This is a genomic window from Bradyrhizobium uaiense (genome assembly GCF_010811875.1).
Taxonomy (GTDB): domain Bacteria; phylum Pseudomonadota; class Alphaproteobacteria; order Rhizobiales; family Xanthobacteraceae; genus Bradyrhizobium; species Bradyrhizobium uaiense.
The window spans coordinates 1-307 of sequence record NZ_VKHP01000649.1; the positions used below are offsets into that span (position 1 = coordinate 1).

The 307-nt window shown below is 58.6% G+C and carries 1 protein-coding gene; it reads left to right on the forward strand.

Annotation, left to right across the window (positions count from 1 at the left end):
* The coding region (locus tag FNJ47_RS46920) for an IS66 family transposase (RefSeq protein ID WP_163163591.1) at window positions 1-307 on the forward strand (307 nt) is incomplete at both ends.

A 307-nucleotide genomic window follows, 5' to 3' on the forward strand; every position in this document is an offset into this window, starting at 1 on the left:
CAGCTCTACCGGGTTGAAAGGCAGGCGCGGGACGGAATACCGGAGAAGGGTGAACCACAGGCCGACTGCATTCGCCGCTTCCGCCAGCAACATAGCATTCCCGTCCTGAACGCCCTCAAGGGATGGCTCGATGACATGGCCCCGAAGGTCTTGCCTGACAGCAAGCTCGGCGACGCCGTGTCCTACACCCGGAACCAATGGGACTATCTGACGCGTTACACCGAAGATGGCAGGATGCCGATCGACAATAATCTTCTGGAGCGCGACATCAGGGTTTTTGCAACTGGCCGAAAGTGCTGGCTGTTCA